At 69.2% G+C, this 26,161-nt stretch carries 20 protein-coding genes; 9 read left to right on the top strand and 11 right to left on the bottom strand.

Translation table 11 applies throughout. The features are described from left to right. Positions 1-89 precede the first annotated feature (89 nt). From AC1IQ6_RS21990 to AC1IQ6_RS21980, 3 genes are read right to left on the bottom strand one after another with little or no spacing between them, the layout of a single operon-like run. Positions 90-1,220 carry an ABC transporter substrate-binding protein gene (locus AC1IQ6_RS21990; RefSeq protein WP_485865297.1) on the bottom strand — a complete coding sequence of 377 codons (1,131 nt, stop codon included), beginning with the start codon at positions 1,218-1,220 and terminating at the stop codon, positions 90-92. After that, entirely contained in the window at positions 1,210-2,619 is a 1,410-nt protein-coding gene (locus AC1IQ6_RS21985; RefSeq protein WP_479730387.1) for a sensor histidine kinase N-terminal domain-containing protein, read from the bottom strand. The genes AC1IQ6_RS21990 and AC1IQ6_RS21985 overlap by 11 nt, the downstream gene beginning before the upstream one ends. A gap of 3 nt (positions 2,620-2,622) precedes the next feature. Continuing rightward, entirely contained in the window at positions 2,623-3,312 is a 690-nt protein-coding gene (locus AC1IQ6_RS21980) for a response regulator transcription factor (RefSeq protein WP_102774321.1), read from the bottom strand. 152 nt (positions 3,313-3,464) lie between these two features. Between AC1IQ6_RS21980 and AC1IQ6_RS21975 the strand changes: the two genes are divergently transcribed. Continuing rightward, positions 3,465-4,805, top strand: a complete 1,341-nt coding sequence (locus AC1IQ6_RS21975) for a CitMHS family transporter (RefSeq protein ID WP_485865296.1) — start codon at positions 3,465-3,467, stop codon at positions 4,803-4,805. Between the two features lie 9 nt (positions 4,806-4,814). Next, the gene (locus tag AC1IQ6_RS21970) at positions 4,815-5,555 is read left to right on the top strand and encodes an SDR family oxidoreductase (protein WP_102774323.1); all 741 of its coding nucleotides are present in this window, start codon (positions 4,815-4,817) and stop codon (positions 5,553-5,555) included. Between the two features lie 10 nt (positions 5,556-5,565). Here the strand turns inward: AC1IQ6_RS21970 and AC1IQ6_RS21965 are convergent, their stop codons facing one another. Together AC1IQ6_RS21965 and AC1IQ6_RS21960 are read right to left on the bottom strand one after the other, a co-directional pair. Then, on the bottom strand, positions 5,566-6,531 hold the full coding sequence (locus AC1IQ6_RS21965) for a tripartite tricarboxylate transporter substrate binding protein (RefSeq protein ID WP_111826536.1): 966 nt from the start codon (positions 6,529-6,531) through the stop codon (positions 5,566-5,568). A 53-nt stretch (positions 6,532-6,584) separates the two neighbouring features. After that, entirely contained in the window at positions 6,585-7,916 is a 1,332-nt protein-coding gene (locus tag AC1IQ6_RS21960; protein WP_102774550.1) for an arylsulfatase, read from the bottom strand. A gap of 99 nt (positions 7,917-8,015) precedes the next feature. Between AC1IQ6_RS21960 and AC1IQ6_RS21955 the strand changes: the two genes are divergently transcribed. Then, on the top strand, positions 8,016-8,918 hold the full coding sequence (locus AC1IQ6_RS21955) for a LysR family transcriptional regulator (protein WP_111826537.1): 903 nt from the start codon (positions 8,016-8,018) through the stop codon (positions 8,916-8,918). A 26-nt stretch (positions 8,919-8,944) separates the two neighbouring features. Here AC1IQ6_RS21955 and norR read toward each other — a convergent pair whose 3' ends face one another. Further along, entirely contained in the window at positions 8,945-10,477 is a 1,533-nt protein-coding gene (gene norR, locus AC1IQ6_RS21950; RefSeq protein WP_485865295.1) for a nitric oxide reductase transcriptional regulator NorR, read from the bottom strand. 151 nt (positions 10,478-10,628) lie between these two features. Here norR and ytfE point away from each other — a divergent pair, with 151 nt between their 5' ends. Further along, positions 10,629-11,324: an iron-sulfur cluster repair protein YtfE gene (ytfE, locus tag AC1IQ6_RS21945; RefSeq protein ID WP_209165044.1), complete on the top strand. Its 696-nt coding sequence runs from the start codon at positions 10,629-10,631 to the stop codon at positions 11,322-11,324. Positions 11,325-11,356: 32 nt separating this feature from the next. Here ytfE and AC1IQ6_RS21940 read toward each other — a convergent pair whose 3' ends face one another. Then, positions 11,357-11,665 carry a DUF1272 domain-containing protein gene (locus tag AC1IQ6_RS21940; RefSeq protein WP_209165043.1) on the bottom strand — a complete coding sequence of 103 codons (309 nt, stop codon included), beginning with the start codon at positions 11,663-11,665 and terminating at the stop codon, positions 11,357-11,359. A 151-nt stretch (positions 11,666-11,816) separates the two neighbouring features. On the opposite strand from AC1IQ6_RS21940, the gene AC1IQ6_RS21935 reads away from it, so the two are divergent. Further along, positions 11,817-12,731, top strand: coding sequence for a DUF808 domain-containing protein (locus AC1IQ6_RS21935; protein WP_102774329.1), 915 nt, complete (start codon positions 11,817-11,819; stop codon positions 12,729-12,731). Here the strand turns inward: AC1IQ6_RS21935 and AC1IQ6_RS21930 are convergent. Genes AC1IQ6_RS21930 through AC1IQ6_RS21920 form a run of 3 tightly spaced genes read right to left on the bottom strand, consistent with a single transcriptional unit; the run spans position 12,697 to position 18,409 of the window. After that, entirely contained in the window at positions 12,697-14,178 is a 1,482-nt protein-coding gene (locus AC1IQ6_RS21930) for an efflux transporter outer membrane subunit (protein ID WP_485865294.1), read from the bottom strand. The genes AC1IQ6_RS21935 and AC1IQ6_RS21930 overlap by 35 nt on opposite strands. After that, positions 14,175-17,321 carry an efflux RND transporter permease subunit gene (locus AC1IQ6_RS21925; protein WP_209165042.1) on the bottom strand — a complete coding sequence of 1,049 codons (3,147 nt, stop codon included), beginning with the start codon at positions 17,319-17,321 and terminating at the stop codon, positions 14,175-14,177. Before AC1IQ6_RS21925 ends, AC1IQ6_RS21930 begins: the two co-directional genes overlap by 4 nt. Next, a complete protein-coding gene (locus AC1IQ6_RS21920; protein ID WP_209165128.1) occupies positions 17,318-18,409 on the bottom strand; it encodes an efflux RND transporter periplasmic adaptor subunit in 1,092 nt (363 codons plus the stop codon). The genes AC1IQ6_RS21925 and AC1IQ6_RS21920 overlap by 4 nt, the downstream gene beginning before the upstream one ends. A gap of 197 nt (positions 18,410-18,606) precedes the next feature. Between AC1IQ6_RS21920 and AC1IQ6_RS21915 the strand changes: the two genes are divergently transcribed. After that, positions 18,607-19,245 (top strand): TetR/AcrR family transcriptional regulator, encoded by a 639-nt coding sequence (locus AC1IQ6_RS21915; RefSeq protein WP_102774333.1) that lies wholly within the window; start codon positions 18,607-18,609, stop codon positions 19,243-19,245. Here AC1IQ6_RS21915 and AC1IQ6_RS21910 read toward each other — a convergent pair. Then, positions 19,242-19,622 (bottom strand): VOC family protein, encoded by a 381-nt coding sequence (locus tag AC1IQ6_RS21910; protein WP_102774334.1) that lies wholly within the window; start codon positions 19,620-19,622, stop codon positions 19,242-19,244. The genes AC1IQ6_RS21915 and AC1IQ6_RS21910 overlap by 4 nt on opposite strands. 141 nt (positions 19,623-19,763) lie before the next feature. Between AC1IQ6_RS21910 and AC1IQ6_RS21905 the strand changes: the two genes are divergently transcribed. The 3 genes from AC1IQ6_RS21905 to AC1IQ6_RS21895 all read left to right on the top strand — a co-directional run bounded on the left by AC1IQ6_RS21905 (position 19,764) and on the right by AC1IQ6_RS21895 (position 26,150). Continuing rightward, positions 19,764-21,731 carry a BCCT family transporter gene (locus tag AC1IQ6_RS21905; RefSeq protein ID WP_102774335.1) on the top strand — a complete coding sequence of 656 codons (1,968 nt, stop codon included), beginning with the start codon at positions 19,764-19,766 and terminating at the stop codon, positions 21,729-21,731. A gap of 179 nt (positions 21,732-21,910) precedes the next feature. After that, complete coding sequence (locus AC1IQ6_RS21900) at positions 21,911-23,044, top strand: efflux RND transporter periplasmic adaptor subunit (protein ID WP_485865293.1); 1,134 nt, start codon at positions 21,911-21,913, stop codon at positions 23,042-23,044. A gap of 16 nt (positions 23,045-23,060) precedes the next feature. After that, complete coding sequence (locus tag AC1IQ6_RS21895; protein ID WP_485865292.1) at positions 23,061-26,150, top strand: MexW/MexI family multidrug efflux RND transporter permease subunit; 3,090 nt, start codon at positions 23,061-23,063, stop codon at positions 26,148-26,150. Positions 26,151-26,161 lie beyond the last annotated feature (11 nt).

Here is a 26,161-nt window from a genome sequence, read left to right as displayed (position 1 = left end):
TGGCAGCCGCTGCCGCTTTTGCAAATTATCCTCGCAAATGCGCGCTTCGGATGAGAATCATCGATCTGGTGCGGCCGTACCGGAGCGTTTCAATCAAGCGCGCCGCCGGGGCCCGGGCCGCCCGTCGCCGGCGCGCCCGCGGGACCGGCGGCCGGCGCCTGGACCGCCGCACGCCACAGGTCCAGGAAGTGTTTTTTCTTCAGCGGGTCCAGGTACACCAGCAGGCCCACGCCCAGGCCCACCGGGCGCACGCCGGCGGCGGCGATGACCGAGGCGTTCACCGGCCGCATGCCGGATTGCTCCTGCACCATCTGCTGGCCGCGCGGCGACAGCAGGTAGTCCAGGAATTGCGCGCCGAGATCGGGACGCGGCGCCTGGCGCGGGATGATGGCCGAGCGCGACAGCATCAGCGTGTAGTCCTGCGGGTACACGATGGCCAGCGGCGCGCCGCGCGCGATGCGGTGGCGCGTATAGGATTCCAGCAGGTTGTAGGCCAGCGTGGTCTGGCCGCGCTCGAGCTGATCCAGCGCATGTTCGGTGGACGCGTGCATGGCGACGCGGTTGCGTCCGAACGCGGCCAGCAGCGCGCCGGCCATGCTGTCCAGGCGCGTGTCCTGCGTGGCGGCCAGATAGCCGATGCCGCTGCCCTGCACGTCATAGGTCGAGATGCTGCCGGCCAGCGGCTGGTCCGGCGCCTGCAGCAGCGACAGCAGTTCGCGCCGCGTGCGCGGCGCGCGCGCGGCCGGCAGCCTGTCGGTGTTGTAGACCATCACGATGGGATCGGTGCCGATGCTGAAGACCTCGTCGCGCCAGTTCGCCCAGCGCGGCAGCGACTGCGTCTGCGGCGACACATGGGGCAACGCGTAGCCGTCGTTGACCAGCTTGGTCTGCAGGTCCATGGCGCTGCTGATGACGATGTCCGGGCCGGTGCGCGCGCCGGGCGCCTGCCACGCGCGCGCCACGGCCTGCGCGTACAGGTCCTGCGTGGAGATCTCGGTGTATTCCAGCCGCACGGAGGGATTGAGCCGGCTGAAATCCTCCAGCACGCCGCGAAACACCTGCACGCTGTTGGAGGCATGCACCACCAGCACGTTGCGGCTGTCGGCCGGCCCCAGCGTCAGCCCGTCGCCGCTGGTTTCGGCGGCCTGGCCGGCCAGCGGCAGCAGCACGGCGGCGGCGATGGCGAGTCCGCGCCAGGCGGCGATGAGCCTACTTTTCATGGGCCGTCCCCGGCAGCGTGATTGCGGCTTCCAGTCCGCCGTCCACCCGGTTGCTCAGGACCAGCCGGCCCTGGTGGATCTCGACCACGCGCTTGACGATGGACAGCCCCAGGCCGGCGCCGGACGAGCGCGGATTGGGGCCGCGGGTGAAGCGCTCGAACGCCGCGTGGGCCAGCGCCGGCGGTATGCCGGGGCCGCGGTCCGACACGGCGACGCGCCAGCCCGCGTCCGCGCGCTCCAGCCGCACTTCGATGTGGCCTTCTTCGTTGGCGCCGTGGCGCAGCGCGTTGTCGATCAGATTCTTGAAGGCTTCGCGCAGCATCAGGCTGTCGCCCGGCACGACCGGCGGATGCGCGTCGCCGGCGTCGGGCAGGCGCAGCCGCACGTCGGGCTGCGGGTCGGCCTGCGGCACCGTGTCATACACCGCCTGGCCGAGCAGTTCGGCCAGGTCCACCGGCTGGAACTGCCTGACGTTGCTGCGGTGGATCACGCTGGCGTCGGACAGCAGCTGGTTGACCAGGCGCGAGAGTTTCTCGGCGTTGCGCAGCACCGCCAGCAGGCTGCGGCGCTGCTCGGCCGGGTCTTCCTCGTCCAGCGCCACTTCCATCTGGGCGTGCAGCGCGGCCAGCGGCGTGCGCAGCTGGTGCGCGGCCTCGGCGATGAACAGGCGCAGCGTGTCCAGGTTTTCCGACAGGCGCGCCATGAAGCCGTCCAGCGCATGCACCAGGGTGTCGAGCTCCTGCGGCACGGGCGCATCGATGGGATGCAGTTCGGAGGCGCCGCGCGCGGCCAGTTCGCGCTCGATGCGCTGGATCGGCGAGAGCGAGCGCTGCAGGCCCCAGTAGGCCAGCGCCAGCGCCGCGGCGGCAAAGCCGATCAGGGCCAGCGTGCCCTGCCACAGTATGCCGGCGGCCAGCGCGTTGCGCGCCTCGCGCGTCTGGGCGACTTCGATGACGGCGGTTTCTGCGTCGCGCGGGCCGGCGATCTTGCGCTCCATCCAGGCCACGCGCACCGGCTCGTCCTGGTAGCGGGCCTCGAACAGGCGCGGCGTGTCGGCCGGCGCGGCCTCGGCGCGCGCGGGCGGCGAGGGCAGGTCGGCGTAGCCCGAGACCAGTTCGCCGCCGCCGGCGGTGACGCGGTAGAACACGCGGTCGCGCGGCGCCTGCTCCAGCAGCGCCAGCGACGCGTAGGGCATGTCCATGCGCCATTCGCCCTGCACCAGCTGCAGGCTGTCGGCGATCGACAGCACCGAGGCGCGCAGCAACTGGTCGTAGGTGGTGTCGGCGGTCTGGTAGGCGTAGCCGCGCACCAGCAGGTAGAGCGCGGCCAGGGCGGCCGCGAACAGCGCCAGCAGCGTGGCCAGCATGCGGCGGCGGACGGAGATTCGGCGCTGCGGCACGGGCTACTCGGAATCGTCGGCCGCCTCGCCGACCGCCGTCAGCAGGTAGCCGGTGCCGCGCTGCGTTTCGATGCGCAGCGGCGTGCCTTCGAGCTTGCGGCGCAGGCGGGCGATGTAGACCTCGATGGCGTTGGGGGCGGCGTCGTCGTCGAAGGCGAACAGCTTGCTGGCGATTTCGGCCTTGCTGACGCTGCGGTTCATGCCGGCCAGCAGGATCTCCAGCAGGCTGTATTCGCGCTTGGGCAGTTCGATGCGCCGTCCGCCCAGCGTGACCTGGCGCGCCGCGCTGTCGATGGCCAGTTCGCCGAAGCGCAGCACGCCCGCGGCCTGGGCCGCGGGCCGGCGCAAGAGGGCGCGGCAGCGCGCCTCCAGCTCGCGGAAATCGAAGGGCTTGGCGAGGTAGTCGTCGGCGCCGGTATCCAGGGCGTGGACCCGGTCTTCGATGTCGATGCGCGCGGTCAGCGCCAGCACCGGCGTCTTGCTGCCCCGGTCGCGCAGGCGCAGCAGGATGTCGAAGCCCGACATGCGCGGCAGGCCGATGTCCAGGATGACCAGGTCGAAGGTCTCGTATTGCAGCACGCCGTCGGCGCTCAGGCCGTCGTTCTGGCTGTCGACCGCATGGCCGAGCCGGCGCAGCCGGCGCACGATGGCGTCGGCCAGGTCCTCGTCGTCTTCGATCACCAGTATGCGCATGGCGGGAATTGTCGCACGGAGATTCAGGGGGACGGACCAGCGTCCGCCACGAAAAAGACAGGTTGTCGACAGCTTTAGTTTCTAGTCTTGCGGTCCAGCTTCCCCCGCCGGAGGCTGCCTCGCATAACAACGACGAGTCGGAGATAACCCTCATGCTATTGACCCTGCTTGGCTTCGGCATGGTGATCACGTTCATGACGCTGATCATGACCAAGCGCCTGTCGCCCCTGGTGGCGCTCATTCTTGTTCCCATTCTTTTTGCCTTGCTGGGCGGCTTCGGGGCGGGCATAGACAAGATGATGCTGGACGGCATCCGCAAGATCGCGCCGACCGGCGTGATGCTGATGTTCGCCATCCTGTACTTCGGCGTCATGATCGACGCCGGCCTGTTCGACCCCATCGTGGGCCGCATCCTGCGCGCGGTGAAGGGCGATCCGCTGAAGATCGTGGTGGGCACGACCGTGCTGGCGCTGGTGATCTCGCTGGACGGCGACGGCTCGACCACCTACATGATCGTGGTGGCCTCGATGCTGCCGCTGTACCGGCGTCTGAAAATGAACGCATTGGCCATGACCTGCCTGGCCATGCTGGCCAGCGGCGTCATGAACCTGACGCCCTGGGGCGGGCCCACGGCGCGCGCGGCCAGCGCGCTGCACGTGGACGCCGGCGACATCTTCGTGCCGCTGGTGCCGGTGATGGGCGTGGCCATCGTCGCCATCCTGGTCCTGGCGTTCTGCCTGGGGCTGCGCGAACGCCGCCGCCTGGGCGTGCTGTCGCTGCCCGAGGGCGCGTCGCTGCACGCGGGCTACGACGAGGACGGTCCCAAGACGCTGCCCGAGATCGAGGTCGACCACGACCTGCGCCGTCCGCGCCTGCTGTGGGTGAACGCCGGCCTGACGCTGGCGCTGATGGTGAGCCTGGTCCTGGGCGTGCTGCCGCTGCCGGTGCTGTTCATGATCGCCTTCGCGATCGCGCTGGTCATCAATTATCCGGACCTGGCCGAGCAGCGCCGCCGCGTGACGCAGCACGCCGGCAACGTGCTGTCGGTGGTGTCGCTGATCTTCGCGGCCGGCATCTTCACCGGCATCCTGTCGGGCACCGGCATGGTCGAGGCCATGTCGCGCAGCCTGCTGGCGGTGATCCCGGACGCGATGGGGCCGTACCTGGCCGGCATCACCGCGCTGGTGAGCCTGCCCTTCACCTTCTTCATGTCCAACGACGCTTTCTACTTCGGCGTGCTGCCGATCCTGAGCGAAGCGGCGCAGGGCTACGGAATTTCCGCGGTCGAGATGGCGCGCGCCTCGCTGGTCGGCCAGCCCGTGCACCTGCTCAGCCCCCTGGTTCCTTCCACCTACCTGCTGGTGGGCCTGGCCGGCGTCGACTTCGGCGACCACCAGCGCTATTCGCTGAAGTGGGCCACCATGGTCTGCCTGGTGATGCTGGCCGCCGCGCTGGCGTTCGGCCTGTTCCCGCTAGTGGGTCAAACTTCCTGAGGACTTGTCATGGCTTTGCGCATTGCTTATGTCACCAGCGGAATGGGCCACACCGGCACCGCGATCTGCCAGGCGCTGCACCTTGCGGGACACCGTGTGGTGGCGGGCTGCGGCCCGCGCTCCACGCGCAAGGATCACTGGCTGAAGGAACAGAAGTCGCTGGGCTACGACTTCATCGCCTCCGAGGGCGACGCCACCGACTGGGCCTCGACCGAGGCGGCCTTCGCCAAGGTGCGGCGCGAGGTCGGCGAGATCGACGTGCTGGTCAACAACGCCGGCGCCATGCTGGACATGCGTTTCCGCCAGATGAGCCACGCCGACTGGTCGGCGGTGCTGCGCAGCAACCTGGACACGCTGTTCAACAGCACCAAGCAGGTGGTCGACAGCATGGCCGACCGCGGCTGGGGCCGCATCATCAACATCGGTTCGGTGGCGGCCGAGAAAGGCCAGATCGGCCAGATCAACTACGCTACGGCCAAGGGCGCGGTCATCGGCTTCACGCGCTCGCTGGCGCAGGAAGTGGCCGCGCGCGGCGTGACCGTCAACCTGGTGTCGCCGGGCTTCATCGCCGACGATACGGTCAAGGCCTTCCCGCCGGCGCTGCTGGACCGCATCGTCGAAAGCGTGCCGGTCGGCCGCCTGGGCACCGCCCAGGACCTGGCCGGGCTGTGCGCGTGGCTGGCCTCGGACGAGGCCGCTTTCGTCACCGGCGCGAACTACGCGATCAACGGCGGCGTCTACATGAGCTGAAGCGCCTGCTTCAGTTCTGCAGCTTGACCGCGCCGCTGTCGAGCAGCTTCTTCCACTTGGCGTCGTCGGCCTCGATGAACTTCTGCAGGTCGGCCGGCGAGCCGCCGCCGGCGATCATGCCGGCGTTGTCGACGGCGGCCTTGAATTCCGGGGTGGCGATGGCGGCACGCAGCGCCGCGTTCACCTGTTCCAGCTGCGCCGCCGGGATGCTGTTGGCGGCGGCGACCGAGAACCATTGCGTGGCGGCGTAGCCCTTGAAGCCGGTTTCCTCCACCGTGGGCACGTCGGGCAGGCTCTTGAGGCGGTACGGCGTGGTGACCGCGTAGGCCTTGAGCGCGCCGGCCTTGATCTGTGGCATGACGGGGGCCGAGCCCAGTATCGCCAGCGGAATCTGGCCGCCGGCCACGTCCGACACCGCCTGTCCGCCGCCCTTGTAGGGCACGTGCACCATGCGCGTGCCGGCATACTGGTTCAGCAGTTCGCCGGCCAGGTTCTGCGAAGTGCCGTTGCCCGAGCTGCCGTAGCTCCACGCTTCGGGCCGGCGCCTGGCGTCGGCCAGCACGTCCTGCAGCGTGGCGCGCGCGTTCTTGGCCGGTCCGACGATGACCATGGGGCCTTCGGCCATCAGGATGACGGGCGACAGTTCATGGCCGATCCGCGGCTGCGGCGTGGGGTAGACCAGCGGCCCCGGCACGGTCAGCAGATAGCCGTCTTCCGGCTTGCTGCGCGCCACCAACTGCAGCGCGATGGCGCCGGCCGCGCCCGGGCGGTTTTCCACGATCACGTTCAGCCCGCTTTGCCGCGCCAGTTCCTGGGCGGCGATGCGGGTCAGGACGTCGGCGGTGCCGCCGGGCACGAAGCCCACGACCCAGGTGATCTGCCTGGCGGGCCAGTCCAGCCCGGCCTGCGCCGCGCCGGCGGCGGCGAAGGCCGCGGCGCCGAACAGCAGCGCGCCGCAACGGATGACGAACTTCATGGTATTCCCCTGATGCTTTTTCTTGTGTTGTGTTGGCGGTTCCACCCGGGCCTTCAACTGGGGTCCGGCTTGCCGGGCGGCGTGTTCGGGTGGGCGAGGCACGACTGGTTGAACGCCTGCACCATTTTCAGAATGGGGCCGAGCACCCAGGTGTTGAAGATGAGGATGTCGCTCTCTTCCTTGGGGTCCTGCTTCAGGTTGAACAGATAGGGCGACTCCAGCTTGCCCTTGCCTTCGTTGACCTCCGGCTCCCAGTAGAAATGCAGTTTCCAGTCGCGCCACTTGACCGCGCGCAGGTCGTTCTTGATGTAGAACAGAAAGCCCTCGCGCGCCGAGGCCGGGCTGGCGCCGGTGAAGAAGTCGGTCTGGTCCACGCCGTCGATGGGCCGGTCCTGCGGAATCGGCGCGCCGCCGATGCGCGACAGCGTGGTGTACAGGTCGGTAACGTGCACGATCTCGTTGGAGACCCGGCCCGGCTCGACCTTGCCGGGCCAGCGGATGATGAAGGGCACGCGCAGGCTGCCTTCCATGGCGGTATGGTAGGTGCCGGTCCAGGGGCCGGCGGTGCCGCGGTACGGCTTGCGGAACTCGGGGCCGTTGTCGCTGCAGAAGATGAAGACGGTATCGTCGCGCAGGCCCAGCTCGTCCACCGCCTGCGAAATCTGGCCCACGCGGTGGTCCATTTCCACCATGGAGTCGGCGAAGTCGCCGGCCCCGGTGCGTCCGGCGAAATCCGGGTGCGGCAGGGTGGGGAAATGCAGGTGCACCAGCGGCAGGTACAGGAAGAAGGGGCGCGCGGCCTGCGCGTGCCTGCGCATGAAGCCGATGGAGCGCTCGACCAGTTCGGCGTCGATGCCGCGGCGCGTGTCCAGGTCGTAGACCTTCACGTTCTCCGAGGGCGAGCCGGCCTGCCCCTGCATGATGTGCGGGATGTCGGCGACCGCGGGATCGAAACCGATCGAGGACGTGAACTGGCTCTCGTCGGTGGTGCGCGGAATGCCGTACCACTCGTCGAAGCCGCGGTCGCTGGGGTAGCGGCCGGGGATGTCGCCCAGGTGCCATTTGCCGTAGTGCGCGGTGGCGTAGCCCTGCGCCGACAGCTGCTGCGCCAGCGTGATTTCGTCGCGCGCCAGCCCCTGCGGCAGCCCGGGAGGCACCGATTGCAGGCAGCCGGTGCGGATCGGATGGCGGCCGCTCATCAGCGCGGAGCGGGTCGGCACGCAGTCGCTTTCCACGTTGAAGTTCTGCAGCAGCAGGCCTTCGGCGGCGAGATGGTCGATGTGCGGCGTGGGCGCGCCGCGCAGGGCGCCGCCGCCATAGCAGCCCAGTTCTCCCCATCCCAGGTTGTCGGCCACGATCAGTACGATGTTGGGCTTGTTTGCCACGCGCTGCACCCTCTGTTTTTTGTCGGTTACGACGGAAATTCTAGGTCGGGGCGCTTGGCGTAATATTCCTGAAGGTATGAATTTCCATAAATAATATTCATGAACCTGTCGCTGCGTGACATCGAATACTTCCTGGCGGCCGTGGAACACGGCAACCTGGGCCGCGCCGCGGCGGCCTGCGACATCAGCCAGCCGGCGCTGTCCAAGTCGCTGCAGCGCCTGGAGGCCGACACCGGCCTGGCGCTGCTGGACCGCGGCGGGCGCGGCCTGCGCCTGACCTCGGCGGGCCTGGTGTTCCTGGAGCACGCGCGCAAGCTGTGGGCCGAGTATCGCGACGCGGTCAGGCACGCGATGGAGTTGCGGGTGGGCGCGGCCGGACTGCTGCGCGTGGGCGCGACCGGCGCCACGGTGGACAGCTTCGTGATGCCGGCGCTGCGCCTGCTGCTGCCGCGCCGTCCGGCCCTGCGCATCGAGCTGACCCAGGGCCTGTCCGACGACCTGAACGAACAGGTGGCCAGCGGCCGGCTGGACCTGGCGGTGACGCCGGTCTATGCGCCCGCGCCGGCGGCGCTGCTGCAGGAGCCCATCATCGAGGACCAGTTGTGCGTGGCGGCCAGCCGCAAGCATCCCCTGGCCGCGCGCCGCAAATTGTCGCTGCGCGATCTGCAGGGACAGCGCTGGATACTGCCGGCTTCCAGCTCCATCGCGCGCAAGGCGCTGGACGCGCGCTATGCCGAAGCCGGCCTGGGCCTGCCGACGGCCGCGCTCGAGGTGGAGCATTTCTCCAAAGGCACGCTCGCGCTCCTGGCCGGCTCGGACCTGCTGGCGGTCGCGCCGCAAAGCGCGCTGGACGCCGAGCGCAGCATCGCGGTGCTGCCGGTCGCGCTGGGCCGGCCCCTGCAGCGCCACATCGCGCTGATTTCGCGCCACGACACCACCTGGTCGCCGTTGATGACGGAGTTCCGCGAGGCGATTCTGGATAGCACGGGGATGGGCGGGTAGATGGCGGCAGGGGCCGCCTCAGACCCTCACCCCTTCAACCCGATACGCCGCGCCAGCTTGTGCAGGTTGCTCGGGTCCACCTCCAGCGCGCGCGCGGCGTTGGCCCAGTTGCCCTGGTGCGCCTGCAGCGCGCGGCGGATCGCCTGGCGCTGGCAGGCGTCGACGGCGGCGCGCAGCGGCTGCGTCACGCCGGCGGCGTGCGCGTCGGAATCCGCGTCGTCTTCCGGCGGCGGCGAGGGCATGTCGCCGTCGGCCAGGTCCAGCAGCTTGGCGCCCAGCGTCACGATTTCATTGCGGCTGGCGCCGTGGCTGACGGCCTTGATGGCCGCGCGGCTGATGACGTGCTCCAGCTCGCGCACGTTGCCCGGCCAGCGGTAGCGGCGCATCACTTCCTCGGCCTCGGCCGACAGCCTCAGGCTGCGCAGGCCCAGGCGCGCGCGGTCCAGTTCCAGGTAGCGGCCGGCCAGCAGCAGCACGTCGTTGCCGCGGTCGCGCAGCGGCGGGATCGGGATCGGGTAGACCGACAGGCGGTGATAGAGGTCGGCGCGGAAATCGCCCGCCTGCACCAGGTCGCGCAGGCTGCGGTTGGTGGCGGCCACGATGCGCACGTCCACCCGGCGCGGGCGGTCGTCGCCCAGGCGCTGGATTTCGCCGTTCTGCAGGGTGCGCAGCAGCTTGGCCTGCACCAGCAGCGGCAGTTCGCCCACTTCGTCCAGGAACAATGTGCCGCCGTTGGCGGCCTCGAAGCGGCCGGGGCGGTCGGTGACCGCGCCGGAGAAGGCGCCCTTGGCGTGACCGAACAGTTCGCTCTCGGCCAGCGATTCGGGCAGCGCGGCGCAGTTCACGTGGACCAGCGGCTTGTCGCGGCGGCGCGAGAGGCGGTGCACGCGGTGCGCGAACAGCTCCTTGCCCACGCCGGTCTCGCCCAGCAGCAGGATGGGCAGCTCGGAATCGGCCACCACTTCGATCTCGTGCAGCAGCCGGCCGATGGATTCGCTCTGCCCCAGGATCTCGTTGCCGTCGAGCGCGGCGCTGTCAGCCGGTTCGGCGCCGCGCGCCACGCGCAGCGCGCGGATCTCGGCTTCCAGCCGGGTGGTGCGCAGCGCCGCTTCCAGCAGCACGATGTAGTCGCGCAGGTCGGCCTGGGCCTCGGCGTCGAAGGTGCCCACCTCCAGCGCGTCCAGCGTCAGCACGCCCCAGGGCCGGCCCTCGGTGTGCAGGCTGGTGCCCATGCAGTCGTGCACCGGCAGCGGTTCGCCGGCCATGCCGTTGATCAGGCCGTCGTAGGGATCGGGCAGGGTGCTGTCGTGGTGGAAACAGGTGACCCCGCGCCGCGCCAGGATGGCGGCCAGCCGCGGGTGCTGCTGCACCGCGAAGCGGCGCCCCAGCGCGTCCTGGGTCAGCCCGTCGACCGCGACCGGGCGCAGGTGGTCTTCTTCCAGTTGCAGCAGCGCCACCGCGCCGCAGCGGAAATGCGTGCGCAGGCTGGAGACCAGCCGCTGCAAGCGGATGGCGGGAGGCAGGTCTACGACCAGGTCGGCGAGCAGGAGGTTTTGCATGGGGTGAATTCTACCGCCGAGGGTGATTATTACCCAGAATCGATAGGGTGATATTCACCCATTAAATTGCAGGCAATTGATAAATAACAAGTTTTTCCTGGCACGGATTTCGCTCTATTCCAGTTACCCGTTACGCACACTGGAGAATACGATGAGCTTGGTTGAGCAATCCCTGGGGCAATTGGCCCGCAGCATTCCTGGCGCCACCCAGGTCTTTCACGAGTATGAGCTGGACTTCTGCTGCGGCGGCAAGAAAAGCCTGGCCGAGGCCGCCGCCCAGCGTTCGCTGGACGTGGCGCAGATCGAAGCACGCCTGGCCGAACTGGCCAGGAACCCGTCCACCGAAACGGACTGGGGCCTGGCCACGCCGGCCGACCTGATCGACCACATCGTGCAGCGCTATCACGAGGTTCATCGCCGCCAGCTGCCCGAACTGATGCGGCTGGCGCTGAAGGTCGAGCAGGTGCACGCCGACAGCCCCGACTGCCCCGCCGGCCTGGCCGACCACCTGCGCGTCATGCAGCAGGAACTCGAAAGCCATATGCAGAAAGAGGAACAGGTGCTGTTCCCGATGCTGGCCCGCGGCCACGGCGCCATGGCCACCATGCCGATCCGCGTCATGCGCATGGAGCACGACGACCACGGCGTGGCGCTGGAACGCCTGCTGGCCCTGACCAACAACGCGACCTTGCCGCGCGCCGCGTGCAACACCTGGCGCGCGCTGTACCTCGGCATCCGCGCCTTCAAGGAAGACCTGATGGCGCACATCCACCTCGAAAACAACATCCTGTTCGAGAACGGTTCCGGCGACGGCGGCGCGTGCTGTGGCGGGCAGGCGTCAGGCTGACGACGCGGCAGGTGAGCCCGCATCGAAACGCGCTAGCGCTCCTCGGGCGCAACGCCTTCCAGGCTGCGGCGCAGGGCCTCATGCGCCGCAAGATCCACCGGCCGGTGCCGGCGTTCCTGGCTGGCCGGATACCGGCCCAGGTAGTTGCCGCCCTTGCGGTCGCTGGCCGGCCGCACCGGCCGGGGGGCGAAGCCGCCGCCGCAATTGGGGCAGACGTTGCCCAGCAGGCCTTCGGCGCAATCGGCGCAGAACGTGCATTCGAAGCTGCATATCCGGGCCTGGGTGGAGGCCGGCGGCAGCGCGGCGTCGCAGTGTTCGCAGGTGGGGCGCAGGGCGAGCATGGCAATCTCCCGGGACGGAAAACCTACAGAGTAGGCGGCGGCGGGCCGTCCGGCCATGCCGATCCGGACACAAAAGGAATGAAAACGGCCATACGCGCGGCGGTGCGCCGCCTGTACACTCGGAAAACCTTACGAGGACAGGGGTCTGCCGATGGCCGGAAGCAGTTTCTTCGCGTTGTTCGACGATATCGCCACCATCCTGGATGACGTCTCCGTCATGACCAAGGTGGCGGCCAAGAAAACCGCCGGCGTGCTGGGCGACGACCTGGCCTTGAACGCGCAGCAGGTCACCGGGGTGCCGGTGGACCGCGAACTGTCGGTGGTCTGGGCGGTCGCCAAGGGCTCGTTCGTCAACAAGCTGATCCTGGTTCCGGCGGCGCTGCTCATCAGCGCCTTCGCGCCCTGGGCGATCACGCCGCTGCTGATGCTGGGCGGCGCGTTCCTGTGCTACGAGGGCGTGGAGAAGCTGGCCCACAAATACCTGCCGCACGGCGATTCGCCCGAAGGCAACCATGCGGCCCGGGCCGAGGCCCTGCAGGACCAGGCGGTCGACATGGTGGCGTTCGAGCGCGACAAGATCAAGGGCGCGGTGCGCACCGACTTCATCCTGTCGGCGGAAATCATCGTCATCAGCCTGGGCGCGGTGGCCGACGCCGACTTCACGCGCCAGGTGCTGGTGCTGTCCATCATCGCCATCGCCATGACGGTGGGTGTCTACGGCCTGGTCGCCGGCATCGTCAAGCTCGACGACCTGGGCCTGTACCTCAGCCGCAAGTCCTCGCAGGCCCTGGCCTGGCTGGGCCGGCGCATCGTCGGGGCCGCGCCCTATCTGATGAAGACGCTGTCGGTGGTGGGCACGGCGGCCATGTTCATGGTCGGCGGCGCCATCCTGACCCATGGCATCGCGCCGGTGTCGGCCGCGATCGAACACGCCGCTTCCGCGGTGGGCGGCGGCGTGGCCGCGGCGCTGGTCTCGACCCTGCTCAACGCCTTGTTCGGCATGGCGGCCGGGGCCGTGGTGCTGGGCGCGGTCAGCCTGGTGAAGCGGCTGCTGGGGAAGCGCTGACCGGCGCGGGGCTCGCTGGCGAGCCCATGGCCTGGAACAGCGCCGCCGTTTCGGTCAGGCGCGCCTCGGCGTAATCGAGTTCGCGCAGCCGGGCGGCGACGTAATGCTGCTCGGCCGCGTATTCGGTGTAGGGCGGCAGCGCGCCCAGCCGCACGCGGCTGGCCGTGTTGCGGTAGGACTGTCCGGCCGCCTGCCGCGAGGCTTCGGCCGAAGCCAGCGCCTGGCCGCCGCCCTCCAGCCGCGACAGCGTGTCGGCCACGTCCCGGAACGCCATCAGCACCGTCTGCCGGTATTGCAGCAGCGAGGCCTGGTAGCGCTCCTTGGCCGCATCGCGTTCGGCCAGCAGCGCGCCGCCGTGGAACAGCGGCTGCGTGAGCGAGGCGCCCACGGCCCAGATCGCGCCGGCGCCCGACATGGCCGCGGGCCAGTTGAAGCCGGCCTGGCCCATGGAGGCCGACAGCGACAGGCTGGGAAAGAGCTGCGCGGTGGCCGCGCCCACGTCGGCCGCGGCGGCCTGCACCACGGCGTCGGCCAGCAGAATGTCCGGGCGCGAGGCCAGCAGTTCGGACGGCACCACCACCGGCACCTGCTGCGGCACGGCCAGGCTGTCGAAATCCAGGTCGGGCGGCGCCTGGTCGGGGTTGCGGCCCAGCAGCACGGCCAGCGCATGGCGTGTGGCGTGCCAGCGCGCCCGCAGCATCGGCAGCGCGGCTTCCAGCGCGGCGGCGTCCTGGTCGGCGTCGAGCGCGTCGTTCTGCGAGGCCGCGCCCAGCTCGTAGCGGCGTTGCGTATCGCGCGCCACCTGCCGCGCCAGCAGCGCCTGCTTTTCGTTCAAGGCCACGCGCTGCGCTAGCGCCGAGGCGGAGATGGCGCCGGTGACGATATTGCCGGCCAGTGCGCGCCGCGCGGATTCGAGCCGGAACGCCTGCTGCGCGAACTGCGCCGTCAGCGACAGGTTGGCGAAGCGCGCCGCGCCGAACAGGTCCAGGTCGTAGCGGGCCTGCACCTGGCCGGTGAAGACGTTGTAGCGGGCCGTGGGCTCCGGCAGGTTGGGCATGGTGAGCGCGCGCCGGCGCGTGGCGTCGGCGCCGGCGTCCACGGCCGGCATCAGCGACGAATTGACCTGGCCGCGCAGCTGTTCGCGCGCGCCGGCCAGGTTGCGCTCGGCCGCGGCCAGGTCGGGACTGTTGGCCAGGCCTTCCTGCACCAGCGCGTCCAGCGCCGCGGAGCCGTAGCGCTTCCACCATTCGGGCACCGGCCGCGCGCCGTGTTCGAAGCGCTGCGCCACGCCCTGGGCCGTGGCGCCGGCGGCCGGCGTGGGGGCCACGCCGTATTGCGCGGGCTGCGTCACGGCCGGCGGCTTGCCGTCGGGCGCGAAGGCGCAGCCGCCCAGGGCCAGCAGCAGCGCCAGGACGGCGGGACGGATCGGGGTTCGTGGCATCGTCATGCTCCGCGCTCCACGGTATCGCCGGCGTTGGCGCCGGGCGGCACGCCCGCGGGTTCGTCGCGCTCGTCGCGGCGCACGCGGAACCAGGCCGCATACAGCGCCGGCAGGAAGAACAGGGTCAGCACCGTGGCGCTGGTGATGCCGCCCATGAGGGCGGTGGCCATCGGGCCGAAGAAGTTGCTGCGCAACAGCGGGATCAGCGCCAGCACGGCGGCCGCGGCCGTCAGCGTGATGGGCCGGAAGCGCCGCACCGTGGCGCCGACGATGGCGTCCACGCGCTTGTGGCCGGCGGCGATGTCCTGTTCGATCTGGTCCACCAGGATGACCGAGTTGCGCATGATGATGCCGAACATGGCGATCACGCCCAGCATGGCGACGAAGCCGAACGGCTTGCCGAACAGCAGCAGCGCGGCGACCACGCCGATCAGCCCGAGCGGGGCGGTCAGCACCACCATGAGCACCCGCGCGAAACTCTGCAGCTGCACCATCAGCAGCGTCAGCACGGCCACCGCCATCAGCGGCATCTGCGCGTTGATGGACGACTGGCCCTTGCCGCTTTCCTCCACCGGCCCGCCCACTTCGATGCGGTAGCCCACCGGCAGGCCGGCGCGCAACTTGTCGAGCCGGGCGTCGATGGCGCGGGTGACGTCGATGCCCTGGGCGTCGCCCAGCACGTCGGCCTGCACCGTGATGGTGGGCTGGCGGTCGCGTTCCCAGATGACGCCGTATTCCAGGTCGTAGCGCACCTGGCCCAGGCTGCCCAGCGGCACCGGGCCGTTGGGCGTGGGCATGGCCAGCGTGGCCAGGCGCGCGGGGTCGACCCGTTCGTCGCGCGGCGCGCGCAGGCTGACGGTGATCAGCTTGTCGCGTTCGCGGTATTGCGTCACCGCGTAGCCCGACAGCGTCATGGCGAGGAAGTCGGAAATGTCGCTGGAGCTCACGCCCAGTTCGCGCGCCTTCTGCTGGTCGATCTCGAAGCGCACCGAGCGCTCGGAGGGTTCGTCCCAATCGAACTGCACATTGGTCGAGCGCGCGTCGGCGCGGACTTCGGCGGCCACCTGCTCGGCCACCGCGCGCACGTCGGCGATCTGGTCGCCGCTGACGCGGAACTGCACCTGGAAACCCACCGGCGGCCCGTTCTCCAGCCGCGACAGGCGGCTGCGGATGGCCGGGAATTTTTCGCGCAGCATGGGCTGCAGCCATTGCGCCAGCTTTTCGCGGTCTTCCACCGAATGGGTGGTGATGACCAGCTGGGCGAAGTTGGGCGTGGCCAGCTGCTGGTCCAGCGGCAGGTAGAAGCGCGGCGCGCCGGCGCCGACGTAGCTGACCGAATGCTCGATCTCGGGACGGCCCTGCAACGCCTGTTCCAGCCGTTCCACCTGGCGCAGCGTGGCGTCGAACGAGGCGCCTTCCTGCAGGCGCAGGTCCACCAGCAGTTCGCTGCGGTCGGAGCTGGGGAAGAACTGCTGCGGCACCAGCCCGAAGCCGGCCATCGCCAGCGCGAAGGCCGCGACCGTGCCGCCCAGCACCAGGTAGCGGCGCTCCACGCACCAGGCGACCCAGCGCCGCAGCCGCCGGTAAAAGCCGGTGTCGTAGATGTCGTGTTCGTGGTCCTCGGGCAGGTGGGCTTCGCGCTTGCGCTCGGGCAGCAGGCGATAGCCCAGCAGCGGAATCAGCACCACGGCGGCGAACCACGAGACGATCAGCGCGATGGCCGAGACCTGGAAGATGGAGCGGGTGTATTCGCCGGTGCTGGACTTGGCCAGCGCGATCGGCAGAAAGCCCGCCACCGTCACCAGCGTGCCGGTCAGCATGGGAAAGGCGGTGCTGGTGTAGGCGAACGCGGCCGCGCGCGCGCGGCTCCAGCCCTGTTCCAGTTTCACCGCCATCATCTCGACGGCGATGATGGCGTCGTCCACCAGCAGGCCCAGGGCCAGCACCAGCGTGCCCAGCGACACCTTGTGCAGGCCGATGCCGAACATCTCCATGAAGAGCGCCGTGACGGCCAGCACCACCGGAATCGAGATCACCACCACCATGCCGGTGCGCAGCCCCAGCGAGACCAGGCTCACGATCAGCACGATGGCGACCGCTTCGGCCACCGAGCGCAGGAATTCGTCGACCGAATGCGACACCGCCCGCGGCATGCTGGAGACTTCCTTCAGGGTCAGGCCCGCCGGCAGCTGCGCCTGCAGCTCGCCGAACCTGGCGCTCAGCGCGCGGCCCAGGTGGACCACGTCCTGGCCGGGCTGCATGGTGATGCCGATGCCCAGCGCCAGGCGTCCGCCCAGGCGCATCTGCTCCACGGGCGGGTCGTCGTAGCCGCGGCGGATGGTGGCGATGTCGCCCAGCCGCAGCGACTTGCCGTCGATGCGGATCAGCGTGTCGGCCAGGGCCTGCGGGCTGTCGTACTGGCCGGTGGGGCGCACGAAGACGCGGTCGTCGGCGGTGGTCAGGGTGCCGGCGGCGGTGACGGCGTTCTGGCTGTTGATGGCCTGCGCGATCTGCTGCGGCGACACGCCCAGCCGGCTCAGCCGGGTGTTGGAGATCTCGATGTAGATGTGTTCGGGCTGCTCGCCGAAGTAATCCACCTTGGCCACGCCGGGCACGCGCAGCAGCACCGTGCGCAGCTTGTCGGCGTAGTCGCGCAGCTGCGCGGGCGTGAAGCCGTCGCCCTGCAGGGTGTAGATGTTGGTGTAGACGTCGCCGAATTCGTCGTTGAAGAAGGGGCCCTGTACGCCGGGCGGCAGCGTGGCCGAAATATCCCCGACCTTCTTGCGGATCTGATACCACTGGTCGGCCACGGTGCCGGCCGGCGCCGAGTCCTTCATGGTGTAGAAGATCAGCGACTCGCCGGGCCGCGAATAGCTGCGCAGGAAGTCGGTGTTGGCGGCTTCCTGCAGTTTTCTGGCGATGCGGTCGGTGACCTGTTCCTGCACCTGGCGGGCGGTGGCGCCGGGCCACATCGTCTTGATCACCATGACCCGGAACGTGAAGGGCGGGTCTTCCGATTGCGCCAGCCGGGAGTAGGACAGCACGCCGAACAGCGTCACCAGCGTGATGATGAATATCACCAGCGGCTGGTGGCGCAGCGCCCAGGCCGAGAGGTTGAAGCGGCCTTCCTCGTGGCCCGGCGCGCTCATGAGGCGTGGTCCTCGGGATGCAGCGGCGCCACCGGGCGTACTTTTTCGCCGGCGGACACGGTATGCACGCCTTGCCACACCACGCGTTCGCCGGCCTGCAGGCCGCCGGCCAGGGTCACGGTGCGCGCGTCGAAGCGCAGCACCTCGACGCGGCGCAGCTCCAGCGTGTCTTCGCCCTGCCTGACGATCCACACCGCGGGCGCGGGGCCGTCATGGAACAGCGCGGTGGCCGGCAGCGTATACGTGGGCGGCCCGTCGCCGGCCGGGTTGTCGAAACGGATATTGGCCGTCATGCCCAGGCGCACGTCCGGGGTGGGCGCCTGCAGCGTGAGCTTGGCGCGATAGGTGCGGCTGCGCGGATCGGCGGCCGGCGATATTTCGCGCAGCACGGCGGCAAAGCTGCGGCCGGGCAGGGGGCCGAGCGTGACGCTGGCCTGCTGGCCGATCTCCAGGCCCGCCAGCACGCTTTCCGGCACGTCGCAGATGGCGTCGATGTCGCCGGACCAGGCCAGGCTGTACACCGGTTGGCCGGCGGCCACGTTCTGGCCGGTGTCGGCCTGCTCGGCGGTGATGACGCCGGCATGGTCGGCCCGCAGCGTCGTGTATTCGAGCTGGTCGGCCGCCAGCCCCGCCTGCTGCGCGGCCTGGTCGCGCTGCGCCAGCGCCGCGGCGTAGGCGTTGCGGGTCTGTTCCAGTTGGGTCGTGGCGATCAGGTTTTCGCGCGCCTGGGCGCGGTCGCGGTCGAGCTGCCGGCGCGCATAGTCCAGCTGGTGCTGGGCGGCGGTCAATTGGGCGCGGGCGCTGGCCGCGTTCTTGCTGGCGTCGGCGGGATCGAGCCTGGCCACGACCTGGCCGGGTTCGACCGCGTCGCCCAGCCTGACCGCGCGTTCGACGATCTTGCCGCCCACGCGAAACGACAGCGGCGTGCTGTAGCGCGCCTGGACTTCGCCGGGCAGGGTCCAGGCCGGCAGGCGTTCGTCGGCCTGGGCCGGCATGGCGACGACCGGGCGCGGCGCCGGCGCGGGCGCCGGCTCGCGTCCGCAGCCGGCAAGCGCAAGCGCCAGCAGCGCGGCGGCGGGCAACCGCAGCAAATGGGTACTCGGGGAAGAGGACGCCGCGCCGGGGGCGGCACGGCGCAGGCCTGGGCCAGGGCAATTCACGGAACACCTCGCGGCGCGGAGAAACAGGCGGCCGCTACCGGCCGATACGGCCTGGATTCTAATACATCAATGTATCTGGATTCAATGGTGAATCCGAAACTGCGTCCGATGCTAAACTTGCCGCCATGTCAAAAGTCCGTCTTACGCGAGAGCAAAGCCGTGACCAGACGCGGCAGCGTCTGCTCGACGCTGCGCAATCGATTTTTCTTGCCAAGGGGTTCGTGGCCGCCAGCGTCGAGGACATCGCCGAGCAGGCGGGGTACACGCGCGGGGCGTTCTATTCCAATTTCTCCAGCAAGTCCGAGCTCTTCCTGCAGCTGCTCAAGCGCGACCACGAAAGCGTGATGGCCGACATGCGCGCCATCTTCGAGGACGGCGAGTCGCGTGCGCAGATGGAGGCGCGGGTGCTGGAGTATTACTCCACGCACTACCGCGAGAACGATTGCTTCCTGCTGTGGATGGAAGCCAAGCTGCAGGCCGCCCGCGATCCGGAGTTCCGCGTCGGTTTCGCGACCTGTATGCGCGAGCTGCGCGAGGCCACCACCGAATACATCCGCCAGTTTTCGGCCCGCGTCGGCACGCCTTTGCCGCTGCCGGCCGAACAGCTGGCGCTGGGCCTGCTGGCCCTGTCGGACGGCATGCAGTTCAGCTATGCCTTCGATCCGCAGGCCGTCACCCCGGAGATGACCGAGGCCGTGCTGGCCGGATTCTTCCGCCGCGTGGTGTTCGGCGAATCCGGCCCGCCGCAGGCGGAGCAGCCCTAGGGCAGCAGCTCGGAAATCTCGATCAGGTTCAGGTCGGGGTCGCGCAGGTACACCGAGCGGATCTTGCCGGTGGCCCCGGTGCGCGGCACCGGGCCTTCGATGATGGCGGCGCCGGCCTGGCGCAGCCGCTCGATGACTTCATCCAGCGGGCGATCGGCGATGAAGCACAGGTCCAGCGCGCCCGGCACCGGCAGATGGGCCTTGGGTTCGAACTCGCGGCCGCGCACGTGCAGGTTGATCTTCTGGTTGCCGAAACGCAACGCCTGCCGGCCTTCCCCGAAAGTTTCCAGGCGCATGCCCAGGATACGGGTGTAGAAATCCACTGTGGCTTCCGGGTCGGTGCAGGTCAGGACCAGGTGGTCCAGATGGTCGATCATGAGGGCTCTCCGGCTGGCCGCCTGCATTGGGATCGAGTTTGGCAGACGGCGCTTGGCCGTGATAGTAATACTTGCGGCGCGCAGCCGGACTGAGGGGGGCGCGCGCCGGATTTTCCCACCCTCGCCGCAAGGATCTGCTGCATGACTTCAGAAACCCGGCCATCCACCATAAACCGACCCGTGTTCTTTCCCGCGGCCCTGTTCACGCTGCTGCTTGTGGGCTTCGCGATACTCGCGCCCAAGGCCGCGCAAAGCCTGTTCGGGTCCGTGCAAAGCTGGATACTGGGCAACGCCAGCTGGTTCTACATACTGGTGGTGGCCATCATTCTGCTGGCCGTGGTGTTCCTGGCGGTCAGCCGCTACGGCGACATCAAGCTGGGCCCCGACCACAGCGAGCCCGACTACCGCAACTTCACCTGGTTCGCCATGCTGTTCTCGGCGGGCATGGGCATCGGCCTGATGTTCTTCGGCGTGGCCGAGCCGGTCATGCACTTCATGTCGCCGCCGGTGGGCGAGGGCGGCACGGTCGCGGCCGCGCGCGAAGCCATGAACATCACCTTCTTCCACTGGGGCCTGCACGCCTGGGCCGTGTACGCGGTGGTGGCGCTGATCCTGGCGTTCTTCAGCTATCGCCACGGGCTGCCGCTGACCCTGCGCTCGGCGCTCTATCCGCTGATCGGCAACCGCATCCACGGGCCGATCGGCCATGCCGTCGACATCTTCGCCATCATCGGCACGGTGCTGGGCGTGGCGACCTCGCTGGGCCTGGGCGTGGCGCAGATCAACAGCGGCCTGAACCAGCTGTTCGGCATCTCGGTGGGCGTGCCCACCCAGATCGTCCTCATCATCATCACCTGTGGCCTGGCGACCCTGTCGGTGGCCAGCGGCCTGGACAAGGGCATCCGCATCCTGTCCGAAACCAACCTGGCGCTGGCGGCGGTGTTGCTGCTGTTCGTGCTGGTCGCCGGTCCCACCGTGTTCCTGCTGCAGACCTTCGTGCAGAACACCGGCGCCTACCTGTCCGACATCGTCAACAAGACCTTCAACCTGTACGCCTACGAACCCACCGACTGGATCGGCGGCTGGACCCTGTTCTACTGGGGCTGGTGGATCGCCTGGTCGCCCTTCGTGGGCCTGTTCATCGCGCGCATCTCGCGCGGACGCACCATCCGCGAATTCGTGACCGGCGTGCTGCTGGTGCCGGCCGGCTTCACCCTGTTCTGGATGACGGTGTTCGGCGATACCGCCATCCACATGATCCTGGTCGACAAGGTGCAGGGCTTCGCCGAGGTCGTGCAGGCCGATTCGTCGCTGGCGCTGTTCGCGTTCCTCGACCAGCTGCCCTGGAGCAGCGTGCTGTCGGTCATCGCCATCGCGATGGTGGCCGTGTTCTTCGTGACGTCGGCCGACTCCGGCGCGCTGGTGGTGGACCTGCTGGCTTCCGGCGGTTCGGACCGCACGCCCGTGTGGCAGCGGATTTTCTGGTCGCTGCTGATGGGCGCGGTGGCCATCGCGCTGCTGCTGGCCGACGGGCTGACCGCGCTGCAGACGGCCACCATCGCCAGCGCGCTGCCGTTCTCCATCATCCTGCTGCTGTCCCTGTGGGGGCTGTTCAAGGCGCTCAAGCTGGATGCCACCAAGCGCGGCATCCGCTACCAGTCGCTGACCCTGTCGCGTCCGGCCCGCGGCGGCCAGTCCTGGGAGCGGCGCCTGCGCAACATGGTCATGATGCCGCGCCGCGCCCACGTGCTGCGCTTCATCGCCGACGTGGTGCGCCCGGCGCTGGAAGACGTGGCCGACGAACTGCGCCGCCAGGGCTACGCCGTGGCCGTGCGCGACGACGAGAACGAAGGCGCCGTCACGCTGGAGGTCTCGCATGGCGATTACCTGGACTTCTGGTACGCGGTGCGCCCCGAGGCCTTCGTGCGGCCCAGCCTGACGCCGGAAGAGGCGGCCGACGAAGACGAACGCAAGTACTTCCGCGCCGAAGTCCACCTGCGCGAAGGCGGGCAGGACTACGACATCATGGGCTGGAGCCGGGATGCCGTGATCGGCGACATCCTCGACCAGTACGAACGGCACCGCCATTATCTGCACATGGTCCGCTAGCGCGCGCCGCCGCACCATCCATCGCCGCCGGATTTTTCCGGCGGTTTTTTTTCGCCGGGCCATCCCCGTTCATCAGCAATAGGCCGACGCTATGTAGGGTTTTGCGTTTTCTTCTTTGACGAAATCTACGATTTCAAGGATTATTCAAAGCCGTGTCTTTGATAAATAACGAGACGGGCATGAGATCGAATTCTGGAACGTGGAAGGCGGGCGCCGTGGTGCTGGCGGTGGCGCTGGCCGGCGCGGGGCTGTACTGGAAGTATGGCGGCGCGAAGCAGAACGGCGGCTGGAGCATGGCGCCGGTCAAGGTGGCGGTGGCGGCGGCGCAGCAGGCGGATTTCCCGGTGACGCTGGGCGGCATCGGGTCGCTGGAGGCCACGCGCCAGGTGCAGGTGGCCGCCGAGGTCGACGGCCGCCTGGCCCGCATCCTGTTCTCGCCGGGCGAGCGGGTGCGGGCCGGCCAGCTGCTGGCGCAGCTCAACGACGCGCCCGAGCAGGGCGAACTGGCGCGGCTGCAGGCCCAGGCCCGCAATGCGCGGGCGCAGCTGGAACGCACCCGCCGCCTGCTGCCGCAGCAGGCGGCCACGCGCGAGCAGCTGGACCAGGCCCAGGCCGACTACGACCAGACGGCCGCCGATATCAGGCGGGTGCAGGCGCTGATCGAGCAAAAGCACATCAAGGCGCCGTTCGACGGCGTGCTCGGCGTGCGCCGGGTGCACCTGGGGCAGTTCCTGCGGGCCGGCGATCCGCTGGTGTCGCTGACCGACGCGTCCGTCATGTACGCCAACATCACGCTGCCCGAACAGGCGCTGGGGGCGTTGCAGGTGGGCCAGCCGGTGACGCTGACGGTCGACGCCCATGCCGGGCGCGAGTTCACCGGCAAGGTCACCACTGTCGAGCCGCAGGTGGACCCGGGTTCGCGCACCGTGCGCATCCAGGCGACGCTGCCCAACGCCGACGGCGCGCTGGCGGCCGGGATGTTCGCGCATGGCGAAGTCGGCCTGCCCGCCCGTCCCGGCGTGATTACCGTGCCGGAAACCGCCATCAGCTACAGCGCCTACGGCGATTCGGTCTATGTGCTGACCCCGCCCGAGGCCGGGCAGGAGTCGGCCCCGCCGACCGTCAGGCAGGCCTATGTCAGGACCGCCGAGCGCGTGCGCGGCCGGGTGGTCGTGACCGAGGGCCTGCGGCCCGGCGACCGGGTGGTGACCTCGGGCCAATTGCGGCTGCACAACGGCGCCGCGGTGGCCGTCAGCCCCGACGACACGGTGGCGCTGGACGGCGCGCCGCGGGCCGTGGCGCAGGCTCGGTGACGGCGCGGAGACCGACATGAAATTCACCGATCTCTTCGTGCGCCGGCCGGTGCTGGCCCTGGTGGTCAGCACCCTGATCCTGCTGCTGGGCATCAAGGCCCTGAGCGGGCTGCCGGTGCGGCAGTATCCGCTGACCGAAAGCACCACCATCACCATCACGACGCAGTATCCGGGCGCCTCGCCCGACCTGATGCAGGGCTTCGTGACCCAGCCCATCGCGCAGTCGGTGGCCACCGTCGAGGGCATCGACTACCTGTCCTCGTCCTCGACCCAGGGGCGCAGCGTCATCACGGTGCGCATGAAGCTCAACGCCGATTCGAACAAGGCCATGACCGAAGTGATGGCCAAGGTCAACGAGGTCAAGTACCGGCTGCCGCAGGACGCCTACGACCCGGTGCTGGTGAAGTCCTCGGGCGAGGCGACCGCCGTGGCCTATGTGGGCTTCTCCAGTTCGACCCTGTCGCTGGCCGCGCTGACCGACTATCTGTCGCGCGTGGTGCAGCCGCAGCTTTCCTCGATCGACGGCGTGGCCAGCGTGGAGCTGTACGGCGGCCAGAAGCTGGCCATGCGCGTGTGGCTGGACCCGTTCCGCATGGCCGCGCGCGGCATCTCCGCCGGCGAGCTGGCCGACGCGCTGCGCCAGAACAACGTGCAGGCCGCGCCGGGCCAGGCCAAGGGCCTGTACGTGGTGTCCAACATCCAGGTCAACACCGACCTGGTCAACGTGGCCGAGTTCCGCGACATGGTCGTCAAGCACGACGGCGACGCCATCGTGCGGCTGGGCGACGTGGCCACGGTCGAGCTGGGGGCGGCGTCCTCGGATTCCAGCGGCCTGATGGACGGCGAGCCGGCCGTGTACTTCGGGCTGAACGCCACGCCGGTGGGCAATCCGCTGGTCATCGTCGAGCGCCTGAACGAACTGCTGCCCGGCATCAAGCAGAACCTGCCGCCGGGAACCAGCGTGCAGGTGCCGTTCGAGCTGGCGCGCTTCATCAGCGCCTCGATCGACGGCGTGGTGCGCACGCTGCTGGAGGCCGTGGTCATCGTGGTGGCCGTGATCTTCCTGTGCCTGGGCTCCTTGCGGGCGGTGCTGATCCCGGTGGTGACGATCCCGCTTTCCATGCTGGGCGGAGCGGCCATCATGGCCCTGTTCGGCTTCAGCGTGAACCTGCTGACCCTGCTGGCGATGGTGCTGGCCATCGGCCTGGTGGTGGACGACGCCATCGTGGTGGTGGAAAACGTGCACCGCCACATCGAAGAGGGCAAGTCGCCGGTGCGCGCCGCGCTGATCGGCGCGCGCGAGGTGGCCGGGCCGGTGATCGCCATGACGATCACGCTGGCCGCGGTGTACGCGCCCATCGGCCTGATGGGCGGGCTGACCGGCTCGCTCTTCAAGGAGTTCGCCTTCACGCTGGCCGGGGCGGTGGTGGTCTCCGGAGTCATCGCGCTGACGCTGTCGCCGGTGATGAGTTCGTTCCTGCTGGACAGTCGCGTCTCGGAAAACTGGATGGCGCGCCGCGCCGAGCATTTCTTCGGCTGGCTGGGCGCGGCCTACGGCCGGCTGCTGGACGTGTCGCTGCATCACCGCTGGGTCACCGGGCTGGTCGCGGTGGCGGTGCTGATCAGCCTGCCGTTCCTGTACAACGCGGCCCAGCGCGAGCTGGCGCCGGTGGAAGACCAGTCCACCGTGCTCACCGCGATCAAGTCGCCGCAGCACGCCAACATCGACTACGTGGAGAAGTTCGGCAAGAAGTGGGACGACGTGATGAAGACCCTGCCCGAACAGAACGGGCGCTGGCTCATCAACGGCTCCGACGGTGTGTCCAACAGCATCGGCGGCGTGGATTTCGTACCGTGGGAGCAGCGCAGGCGCTCGGCCGACGAGATTCAGGCCGACATGCAATCCATGGCCAACCAGGTCGAAGGCAGCAATATTTTCGCTTTCCAGCTGCCATCGCTGCCGGGATCGACCGGCGGGCTGCCGGTGCAGATGGTGCTGATGAGCGCCGCCGACTACCCGGTGGTCTACGAGGCCATGGAAGCGCTCAAGCAGGCGGCGCGGGAAAGCGGCCTCTTCATGGTGGTAGACAGCGACCTGGACTACAACAACCCCGTCGTGCGCCTGAAGGTGGACCGGGCCAAGGCCAACAGCCTGGGCGTCACCATGAAAGCCATCGGCGATACCCTGGCCGTGCTGGTGGGCGAGAACTACGTCAACCGCTTCGGCATGGACGGGCGATCGTATGACGTGATTCCGCAGAGCCTGCGAGCCCAGCGTATTTCGCCCGAATCGCTGGCCCGCTACTACGTCAAGAGCGCCAGCGGCGCGCAGGTGCCCCTGTCGAACCTCGTGAGCGTGTCCATGGGCGTCGAGCCCAACAAGCTGACCCAGTTCAACCAGCTCAACGCCGCCACCTTCCAGGCCATCCCCATGCCGGGCGTGACCATGGGCGACGCGGTGCAGTTCCTGACCCGCCAGGCGCAGGCGCTGCCGGCCGGCTTCAGCTACGACTGGCAGTCCGACGCGCGCCAGTTCAGCCAGGAAGGCGCGGCGCTGATGATCACCTTCATCTTCGCCATCATCGTGATCTACCTGGTGCTGGCGGCGCAATACGAAAGCCTGCGTGACCCCTTCATCATCCTGGTGAGCGTGCCCATGTCCATCTGCGGCGCGCTGATTCCGCTGGCGCTGGGCATGGCCACGGTGAACATCTATACCCAGATCGGGCTGGTGACGCTGATCGGCCTGATCAGCAAGCACGGCATCCTGATGGTGGAGTTCGCCAACGAGATACAGGTCAGCCACGGGCTGGACCGGCGCGCCGCCATGGAGCAGGCCGCGCGCATCCGCCTGCGCCCGATCCTGATGACGACCGCCGCCATGGTGATGGGGCTGATCCCGCTGCTGTTCGCCACCGGCGCGGGCGCGCACAGCCGCTACAGCCTGGGCCTGGTCATCGTGGTGGGCCTGCTGGTGGGCACGCTCTTCACGCTGTTCGTGCTGCCCACCGTCTACACCGTGTTCGCCCGCGACCACCGGGCGGCGAGCGATACGCCGCGCGCGCGGGAACTGGCGCTGGCGCAGGCCGAGGACGCCGCGGCCTGACCGAAGGAATC

This window comes from Achromobacter sp. MUI-25009338 (assembly GCF_057359325.1).
The sequence above is the reverse complement of the archived record's forward strand: the minus strand, read 5'-3'. Positions and strand labels throughout refer to the sequence as shown.